At 64.2% G+C, this 10071-nt stretch carries 5 protein-coding genes; 4 read left to right on the top strand and 1 reads right to left on the bottom strand.

Annotated elements, in window-relative coordinates; translation table 11 throughout:
- A partial coding sequence (locus tag J3T93_RS06205) for an RCC1 domain-containing protein (RefSeq protein ID WP_416378827.1) occupies positions 1–1004 on the top strand: 1004 nt, incomplete at its 5' end.
- A gap of 283 nt (positions 1005–1287) precedes the next feature.
- Here the strand turns inward: J3T93_RS06205 and J3T93_RS06200 are convergent.
- Positions 1288–2706 carry a CCA tRNA nucleotidyltransferase gene (locus tag J3T93_RS06200; RefSeq protein WP_267430961.1) on the bottom strand — a complete coding sequence of 473 codons (1419 nt, stop codon included), beginning with the start codon at positions 2704–2706 and terminating at the stop codon, positions 1288–1290.
- Positions 2707–2787: 81 nt separating this feature from the next.
- On the opposite strand from J3T93_RS06200, the gene J3T93_RS06195 reads away from it, so the two are divergent.
- The 3 genes from J3T93_RS06195 to J3T93_RS06185 are packed head-to-tail and all read left to right on the top strand — an operon-like array spanning position 2788 to position 9892.
- Positions 2788–3456, top strand: coding sequence for an NUDIX hydrolase (locus tag J3T93_RS06195; protein WP_267400889.1), 669 nt, complete (start codon positions 2788–2790; stop codon positions 3454–3456).
- The gene (locus J3T93_RS06190) at positions 3453–5666 is read left to right on the top strand and encodes a DUF6049 family protein (protein ID WP_267430960.1); all 2214 of its coding nucleotides are present in this window, start codon (positions 3453–3455) and stop codon (positions 5664–5666) included. The genes J3T93_RS06195 and J3T93_RS06190 overlap by 4 nt, the downstream gene beginning before the upstream one ends.
- Positions 5663–9892, top strand: a complete 4230-nt coding sequence (locus tag J3T93_RS06185) for a murein biosynthesis integral membrane protein MurJ (RefSeq protein ID WP_267430959.1) — start codon at positions 5663–5665, stop codon at positions 9890–9892. The genes J3T93_RS06190 and J3T93_RS06185 overlap by 4 nt, the downstream gene beginning before the upstream one ends.
- Positions 9893–10071: the final 179 nt, after the last annotated feature.

The following is a 10071-nucleotide window of genomic DNA, read 5'->3' as shown; positions in this document are numbered from 1 at the left end:
CCTCAGGGTTCACCTGGAAGCGGATGAGCGGCTGGGGCTGGCATTCCCTGGCCCTGGGCTCGGACAACCAGCTCTACGGCTGGGGATACTCCAGGGCTTGCGAGCTGGGCACCGGGCAAATAACGCCAGACAGGCTCACCCCTGTCCCTGTGGCCAAACCAGAGGGCGTGTCATCCTGGGGACAGTTCCAGATGGGCGACTACAGCTCGCTGGCCATCGGCTCCGACGGCAACGCCTACGGCTGGGGCAGCAGCTTCAGCGGCAGCGTCGGCAACGGGGACGCCAATGTTATGGTGTGTACACCGGCCCAGGCCCGCCCTTCCTATGCTGGGCAATCCTGGAAGCAGGTCAGCGTCCACAACAGCACGTCTCTTGGCATCGATTCTGCCGGGCGCCTGTACGCCTGGGGCAACAACGATTACGGCCAGATCGGGGACGGCACCACCATTGAGCGGCATACCCCGGTCCAGGTGGCGGCGCCGGCAGACGGGCCTTCCGGCTTGACCTGGGTGCAGGTGAGCGCCGGATGGGACAACCTGTCCTACGGCCTGGCCTCAGACGGCAACCTGTACTCCTGGGGGAGCAACATCAACGGCCAGCTGGGGCGCAGCCCCTCCAGCGCCTGGCCGGCCAGCCGGCCAGGACCGGTCGGCTTCCCCGGAAAACCGCAAGCCACCAGCATCTGCTTCGACCAAACCCGGCAGCAAGACGCCTGCCTTGCCGCCGGCAAAAACCTGGCGCCCAACCCCGACGGCACCTGGAACGCCACCACGCCCGCCTACACGCCAGGCCCCGTCCCCGCAGCCATCGACTGGACCCAGGACGGCGTACCACAGGAAACCGACACAAGCAACACCTACCGGTACCTGTCCATCGCCAGCCTGCCCCTGACCGGAGGCAACGGCATGCTCCTCCTGCTCGCCACAGGACTGCTCGCCGCAGGAGCCGCCGCAGCCGCCAAAAACCGACGACAACAAACCCAAACACACACTTCACACGAGTAAGCAGCCCGGGCCACACCCCCAACAGGACCCAGGCCAACAGGCGGCCCCGCCACCCCCAACCAAAACAGCGAGGCCGCCACCACACCCACCAGCCCTACAAGCCAGCACCAAACGACAGCCAGGCCAGTCGGCCACACACCGCCAGCAAACAACCACACAACAATCACAGCCAATGCCACCCTGGCACCTGATGACCATGCAAGCATCTTCCACATAATATAAGACGGCGGCATCCGAACCCGCAGAATGCAGACCAGGGATACTCAGTCAGAGCTAGGCCAAATCAGGCCTGGCCCTGACTCTGCCACCATTGCCGCAGTTCCCGTTCAGCCGTCCCCCGGTCGACCGGGCCCTGATCCAGGCGGTAGTCCAGCATGTGCCGGTAGGCGCGTCCCACCTGGGGGCCGGGCTTCAGGCCCAGGATCTGCATGATCTGTCGTCCATCCAAGTCGGGCCGGATGGCATCCAGGTCTTCCTGCCGACGCAGCTGAGCCACCCTGTCCTCCAGTTCGTCCATGGCGGAGGAGAAGACCTGGGCCTTGCGCTTGTTGCGGGTGGTCGCATCGGCCCGGGTCAGACGGTTGAGCCGCTCGTAAAGGGGCCCGGTCTCCCGGGCATAGCGGCGTACGGCCGCATCGGTCCACCGCTCATCCACATAGCCGTGGAAACGCAGGTGCATGAAGATCAGGTCGCAGACGTCAGCAATCAGGTGGTGGTCGAAGCGCAAGGCCTTGAGCCGCTTGCGGGCCAGCCTGGCTCCGACTGCATCATGGTGATGGAAGCTGACCTTGCCGCCGGGCTCAAAGCGCCTGGTAGCGGGTTTGCCGATGTCGTGCAGCAGGGCAGCCAGGCGCAGGGTCAGATCCGGGGCGGGCACAGGTCCGTCAGGTCCGGTCTCCAGGGCAATGGCCCGGTCCACCACCATCAGTGTGTGCTCGAAGACGTCCTTGTGCCGGTGGTGCTCGTCTATCTCCAGCTGCAGGGCCGGGACTTCGGGCAGCACGATGTCGGCCAAGCCGGACTGCACCAGAGCCTCGATGCCCTGGACGGGATGATCGGCCAGCATGAGCTTGGTCAGCTCGTCGCGAATCCGCTCGGCCGAGACGATGCTGATTCGGCCGGTCATGCGGGTGATGGCCTCTGCGGTCTCCGGAGCGATGGTGAACTCCAGCTGGGCCACGAACCGCACGGCCCGCATCATCCGCAGGGGGTCGTCGTCGAAGGATTGGCGGGGATCCACTGGGGTCCGCAGCACCTGCTTAGCCAGGTCGTTGGCCCCCCGGTAGGGGTCCACGAAGACCAGATCGGGCACCCGCAGGGCCATGGCGTTGACGGTGAAGTCACGCCGGGAGAGGTCGCCCTCAAGACTGTCCCCGTAGTCCACCTCGGGCTTGCGGGAGTTGGGATCATAGGTGTCTCGCCGGTAGGTAGTCACCTCCACCTTGACCTCGGTGCCGTCGGAACGCCGCCGAAGAGCGCCCAAGGTGCCGAATTTGCGCCCCATGTCCCAGAATCCCGACCCCCAGTGACGCAGGATGGGCTCGAACTGCTCGGGCCTGGCCGAAGTGCAGAAATCCAGGTCGTGGGAGGGCCGGCGCAGGAGCAGATCGCGTACAGGGCCCCCTACCAACGCCAGTTCAAATCCCTGCTCGGCGAAAAGGCGCCCGAGCTCGATGGCCTCCGGCCAGACTTGGAAATCCACGCTCACCCTTTCCTACGGAGTTGATGCGCCTACTAGCATACCGTTACCCCACCTGCACATTACCTTACGTAGAGTTGGAGTATGATTACGCCCGCGGACATGGCGCGCATGCTTGCACATAGCGCCGACTCTGCGGACATCCATGCCCGCGGCCAGCAGAGTCGGGGCCATCTTGTGGAAACCGTAAGCGAACGTCTGGATCCGCAGGTCCGCGAGCGCATACAGGTCGAGGATGACGCTCCCACGCCTGCCCTCATGCCCCGGCACAAACACGATTCCGGTCCTTCCACTTTTGCCTCCCTGGATGCCCAGGAGCTACCGGTGGTGCGCGAATATTCGGCGGGTGGGCTGATTTTCGATCGGCATGACCGAGTGGCCATCATCGCCCGGCACTCCCGCTCGGGCCACCTGGAATGGTGCCTGCCCAAGGGGCATATCGAGAGGGGGGAAACACCCGAGCAGACGGCGGTGCGCGAGGTCCATGAGGAGACGGGAATACTGGGTAAGGTGACCGATTCCATCGCCACCATCGACTACTGGTTCACCGGGACCAACCAACGGGTCCACAAGCTGGTCCACCATTTCGTCCTGCGGATGATCGGCGGATCCCTGAGCGTGGAGGGCGACCCTGATCACGAGGCCGAAGATGCCATCTGGGTGGACTTTTCCGACCTGACCTCGGTGCTCAGTTATCCTAATGAGCGTAAAATAGCCTGGCTCTACGCGAGGAAGTATAAAAAACAGCCATGATCCAGACCCCCCTGCGCCCGAGCGGGCGCACCAGCCAGCGCACCCATGCCTTCAATCGATGGGCCGGGTGGGCTCGAATCCTACCGGCGATCGTCCTCCTGCTAGCCCTGGTGGTGACTCCCTGGCTACCAACACCGGCACTGGCTGCCCCCAATCATCAGAACTCGGCCGAGGTGGCTCTGCGCTGGTCGACGCCTGTGGTGACTGACAAATCCGGTTATGCCCTGCGCGCTACGGTGACCAACACCGCGAACCAGCCTATGGAAAATACCCATCTGAGCGTGTCCACCAGTGCCCTGTACTCCTTCAGCTCCCGGGCCGACATGCAGGCCTGGTCCGAAGGCCACGCCCGCATCCCCACCCCGGACGTGCTGGGTACACAGACCGTACCGACAATCCCGGCCGGGCAGAGCACTGAGGTTTCAGTCAATGTGCCGGCTGACCAAGGCGCGATCAAGAAGATGACCAGCTGGGGGCCCAAACCCATCCGACTTTCCCTAAGCGACGGTCAGAATCGAGTTCTGGGCGACGTGTTCACCTTTCTAACCCGGACATGGGATGGACTGCCCACTGCTGGCACCCCTGCACTGTCTCTGACCATGGTCATGCCGCTGATCTCCTCGGACTGGAACATTGACGACAAGGCCATGACAGCGCTGATGACCCAGCCCGGTACCGAATCCGAGTCAGGCCCGGGCAAGAATAAAGACCAGAGCGTGACACTGACCCGTCAAGGGGACCGTCGCCAGGAAGATCAGAGCCAGCTGCTGGCTAAGCACGGGTCCCTGCAGGCCTTGGGCGATCCGATCTACCTGTCCGCCTCCGCCAACCGTCCCAAGATCCAGGGGCTGATCCAGCCAGCCGACTTCGACATCACCGGATACGCCTCCCAGAACCAGGATCGCTACGCCAAGGCCGGGGTCACCCCCGAGTCCTGGAACGCCCAGACCGCAACCAAGCTCTATCCTGATGCCGCTTCCGGCACATACGCCTGGCAGGGCAAGCAGGAGTGGACCATGGAATCCATCGCTGCAGCCCGCCGCGCCGGCTACCAGACGGTCATTGCCCCGCAGGGCTTCGAGGTAGGAGCCGGCACATCCGCCCACACCGGCAAGTACACCATCGACACCCAGGCCGGACGGGTGACCGTCCTGTCGGCCCAGCGCGAACTCAGCAACCTGGCAAGGGGCAACCCCAGCTCCACGCGGGCCACCGGGGAGCAGACCCAGGCGGGGCAGACGGCACGCTTCATGGCCCAGAGCGCCTTCTATCAGATGGAACAGCCCTACGCCGAGCGCTCCCTTATGGTCTGCTTTGATGCCGATCAGGACACTCAGCATGCGGACAGGATCATGACCGAGTTGGAGCACGCTCCCTGGATCCATCTGGAACCCATGGACAATCTGATGCGAGCACCCGACTTCACCGGCGGCTCATCCGGCCTGCTCAAGGCCCTCGAAGCCGATGACGGTCAGGGCGGCGCCAAGCATGGCGACAGCTCGGCAGCCACCTTGGACTCCCTGATCGCCAGCAGGGCGGACATCGACCGGTTCGCTTCCTCCATTCTGGCCGATGATCAGCAGACCGCCCAGCCCTCTGCCAGCGCCACGGCCGGCAAGGCCGACAGCCAGGCCTTGGCCCGACAAGATGCTGACACCACGGCCCGCCAGCCCAAGGATCCACACCAGTGGCTGAACCGGCTGACCGCCGCCCACGACGATCTAGCCCTGAAGTCCCTGGGCGGAACCACAGCCGCCGCCGGCCTGGCCGATCAGGCCGGCGCCATATCCCACCGGCTCCTGGACGGCATCAGCATCACGCCCAGCGAGTCCCTGAACGTGGTCAGCGAGACGGCCTCCATGCCCGTCACCGTCAGCAACAGCCATCCCTACCCGGTCCACGCCCGCATCAGCGCTCGCACCGATTCCATGGAGATCGTTACCTCGCGCCTGGCGGATGTGGTCATTCCCGCCCGATCCGAGGCCCAAGTGACCTTTAAGGTCAGAGTGGCGACTGCCGGCAGGGCCAACGTGGACATCGGCCTGCTGGACAGCCAGGGCCGTCCCTTCGGCCAGATGCGCCGGGCTCAGATCACCAGCAATCTGCGTCTGAGCGACATGAGCGGCCTGCTCATCATTGTCTTTGCCGTGCTCCTTGGGCTCCTGGGGCTCTGGCGGCAGTTCCACCGCACGAAGGACCCGGACGAATGAGCTCCGTAGGGCGCAACTCCGCCATCATGGCCACGGGCACCGCGGCCTCCCGGGTGACCGGGCAGATCCGCACCATCCTGCTGGCAGCCGCCATAGGCACCACCGGGATCGCAGCCGACGCCTACCAGACCGGCGCCATGATCCCCCAGGTCATGTTCACCCTGATCTCGGGCGGCATCTTCAACGCCGTCCTGGTCCCGCAGATCGTACGCACCCTCAAGGAGAGGGACGCGGCTGACCGGCTGAACAAGCTGATCACCGTCGCCATGGTTCTCCTGGCCCTGCTGACCCTGCTGCTGATGCTGGGCACCCCGGTGCTGACCACCATCTATCTGAACTCCAAATGGAACCCCGCACAGCGCGCTCTGGCCAACTCCTTCACCCTCTGGTGCATGCCCCAGGTCTTCTTCTACGGGCTCTACACGGTACTGGGTCAGATCCTGGCCGCCAAGGGCCGTTTCACCGCATACGCCTGGAGCTCGGTGGGCGCCAATCTGATCAGCTGCCTTGGCTTCCTGGTCTTCATCCTCCTGTTCGGCAACGCCCGCAGCCAGCCGGTGGGTTTCTGGGACAACGGCAAGGTGGCCCTGACCGCCGGAGCCTGGACCCTAGGAGTGGCCTTCCAGGCGCTGGTCCTCTTCATCCCCCTGATCATGAGCGGCTTCCGCTATCGACCACGCTGGGGCCTACGGGGCATCGGCCTGCGATCCATGGGCTCGGTGGCGGCCTGGAGCATGGGTGTGGTGGTCATCGACCAGCTGGCCAACGTAATCAACGCCCGCATCAACAATGGCGCCCCTCTGGAGGGCAACCCCTTGGACATCGCCGGCAACGGCTCCTACCAAAACGCCTACACCCTCTTCATCCTGCCATACTCCCTGGTGGCCGTTTCCGTCAGCACGGCCATCTTCCCCAAGTTGTCCAAGGCGGTTTCGGACGGCCGCATTGGGGATGCCCGCGAGGATCTGAGCCAGGCCCTGCGCAATGTCGGGCTGATGATGTTCTTTTTCACTGCGGTCATGCTGGCCATTCCTGTGCCCATCACCCGTGCCCTGCTGCCCTCCGTGGGCGTCCACGAGGCAGTCCTGATCTCGGGACCCCTGATAGGCCTGTCCCTGGGGCTGGTGCCCATGAGTGCCTTCCTGCTCATTCAGCGCACCTTCTATGCCTTCGAGGACGGAAGGCATCCCTTCATCTTCGCGGCCGTCTCCAACACCATCCAGGTGGTGTTGGTCCTGGCAGCCATCCGCCTGGCCCCTCCCCGCTATTGGGCGGCCCTGGTGGGACTCAGCCTGTCCTTGAGCAACATCCTCAGCTTCCCCATGCTGGCGGGCATGCTGCGCAGACCCTTCCAGGGATACTTGGATGGTCGGCGCATCCTTGGCACCTACGCCAAGGCTTTCCTAGCGGCAGGTCTGGCACTGGCGGCCTCCCTGACGGTCAAGACTCCACTGACCCGCCTGGTCGGCGCCTGGGTCCAGGACCGGCAGGGCCACATGAGCTGGGTGCAGGCGCTCTTTATCTGCATGGTCATCACCCTGCTGACAGCGGCCATCTACGCCGTGACCCTGGTTGCGCTACGCACCGAGGAATTCACCCAGCTCATGATCGACCTGGCCCGCCGTCTGGGCAGGACGGCCCGACACCCGGTCCGCAGTCTGGACGCCTTGGACGGACGGCCCTCCCGGCTGGCCGACCGCTCGGTCAGGGTGGTGCACTCCTCCTCTCCTGATTCCACCCAGCCTGGCATGGACACGGCTCTGGAGAACTTCGAAGCGACCCGCGAGCCCGGCACTGATGGAGAATCCGCGACAGCCGGGCCCCCTCCAGCCCCTCCGGCCCCGCAACCCGTTAGGATTGTGCCTAGGAACAGCACGGTCCACCACGGCGTCGCCAACCACAGGCGACGCCCCACTTCTGATGAGAGCTCGGCAAGCATGAACGCGCATATCGGAGACACCATCCTCGGCAGATACACCTTGGTCACCCTGCTCCGCCGTGCCAACGGCTTGAGCGTCTGGCGGGCCAAGGACAAGGTGCTGGACAGGGACTGCCAGCTCTTTATCGCCGGCGATTCGACCTGCACGGATCTGATCAACGTCAACGCCTCCGGCCTGGCGCTGAGCAAGGACCGCCGATTCACTCCGGTCTACCAGCTGCACACCAGGGATGGGGTCTCCCTGATCGTCACCGCTCCCGATGCCGGCATGTCCCTGAGGGACTACATGCACGGGCCCGCCGGCGAGACGCTGAGCAACCGGGCCATAGGCACCATCATGGGTGAGGTCACCGAGGCCATGCGTACCCTGCATGCCGCCGGCATGGTCGACTATGCAGTCTCAACCAGTACCATCAGGCTGGCGCCGGCCTCTATCACCCTGGCCGATGCCCCCATCTCGCCCATGATCGCACACCCGTCAGTCCCGAACGAGACGGGATTGGCTGACGAGGAGCATGCCATACGCGAACTGGCTGGCGTGCTCTACGCCATGCTGACCCGCCGACCCGACCAAGACGGACGACAGCCCAGCCTACAAGAGCTTCCCAAGCACACACCCGGAGAGTTCAGGATCATCTGCATGCGCGGACTGGGACTGACTGATGATCAGGGGGCCAAGCCAGTGCCCCTGGTCACCCTGGCCGAGCTGTCGGCACTGCTCAGCCCCTGGATCCCTCCCGAGGAGCTGACCGACAGCGATCTGATCTGGCCTGAGATGGACGGCCGCGCCTCCATCGAGACCGTGGCTCTGAGACCGGTGGATCCCAAGGATGTACTGCCCCTGCCCGATGGGCTGACCTCCTCAGCCCTGCCTGCCGCACAGACTGTGACCCATCATGAGCCGCACTGGAAGACCAACCAACTGCTCTTCCCCGGCCGGAGCGAAATCGAGATGCTCAATCCCGAAGACACGGACACCGACCTCTTCTCGCTCTTCGACGAACGTCAACGGCTACGCTCCTTGAGCAGCCGCTCCCGCAAGACCGCGGCCATGGATGTGAGCGCACTCAGGACGACGACTGCCAGGCCCGCTGCCTTGAATGACGAGGAGTCCAAGGCAGTGACCGGGCGGATGCCGACCGTGGGAGACGATCAGCATCGGCCGCCCGAGGCCATCAGCGGCAGCGGCGTGACCGCCGACAACCCCGTGGAGCGCGGCTTCACCCAGTGGGACTTCGACAAGTCCAGCGACAAGAAAAGCCATGAGACCGGCGGTCGTCAGGCCAGGGCAGCATCCAACCGGACCGCCTCACAGACCGTCCCACAGAGTAATGGAGAATCACATGCCCGGCGCGAGGATGACGCCGAGGCACACGACAGAACCCATGCACGCGTGGCCAGCGGCTCGACCGATCAGACATACGAAGAGCGGCAGAATGACCACTCGAATCAGGATGCCGAACGAGCGCCCCGATCCTCCAAGAAGCGCGATTTTGACGAAGAAGAGCAGCAGACCACGGTCATGGAGCCTCTGCCCCCCAGCTTCACGCCCGAAATTCACTCCATGCCAGCGCCGGTGACCTATTCGGAACTTCCGGACGATAGCCAAGACGAGGATCTGGATGACGAGACAGACATGGCCGACACGCGTCTATTCGGCCGTTTCACGACTCGCTCCGTAGTCATTGCCGTAGCGGCCGCAATCATCGTAGTGGCCTTGGTGTGGGCGATCTCAACCATCTCCAGCTCCCGACCCAACGTCGGCAAGGAGGAGGGCGGCTGGCCGGTCATGTCCAACGTCCCCTTCCCCGGTGGGACTGATGGGGACGAGGAGGCGACAACTACCAACAATGGCAAGGCCAAGGCCAACGGCAAGGCCAAGGCTGGTACCGACAAGGTCAGCCATGCTGACAAGGTGGCCAAAAAGGTTCCCAATCCGCCCAAGCCCAAGAACACCACAGCCTATCAGTCGGATCGGCAGCTCTTCCTGAACAAGCCCGCCGGCCTGCAGGGCTTCGGATGGTACATGCACCTGACCAAGCCGGAGGAAGTCTCCCGCCTGACCATCGTCATGCCACAGAGCGGCGGCCATGCCCAGATCTACGCGAACTCCACAGCGGCCCAGCCCAACCAGGGGCAGCCGCTGGCCGACTTCAGCTTCGATCCCTCGGGCACCACCCAGGTCACCCTGCGTGAGCCGGTCACGACCCAGGATCTGGTCGTCTGGGTGCCCATGGACGGCATGCCGGGCAACTCCCTACGCTTCACGTCCGTCCAGGCCTTCTAAGCAGGTCCTCCACACGTCCCTGGCTGGAACACTTGGCTGTCCATTCTTGCTGCTGTCTTGCTGTTGCCGATCCTCAAAGCAGCTAGGATTGAAAGTTCCTGGAAAATGGGAAGGAATCCCAGGCGGGGTTCTGACCATGGGTGTACCGAAATGGTAATGTGTTGGATTTTTCCTCCAAC

This window comes from Bifidobacterium sp. B4111, from assembly GCF_026537235.1.
Lineage (GTDB): Bacteria > Actinomycetota > Actinomycetes > Actinomycetales > Bifidobacteriaceae > Bombiscardovia.
The sequence above is the reverse complement of the archived record's forward strand: the minus strand, read 5'-3'. Positions and strand labels throughout refer to the sequence as shown.

Bases quoted from the DNA above. Each gene is read 5' to 3' on its own strand.
- J3T93_RS06195 (WP_267400889.1), top strand. From the start codon at position 2,788: ATGATTACGCCCGCGGACATGGCGCGCATGCTTGCACATAGCGCCGAC.
- J3T93_RS06190 (WP_267430960.1), top strand. From the start codon at position 3,453: ATGATCCAGACCCCCCTGCGCCCGAGCGGGCGCACCAGCCAGCGCACC.
- J3T93_RS06185 (WP_267430959.1), top strand. From the start codon at position 5,663: ATGAGCTCCGTAGGGCGCAACTCCGCCATCATGGCCACGGGCACCGCG.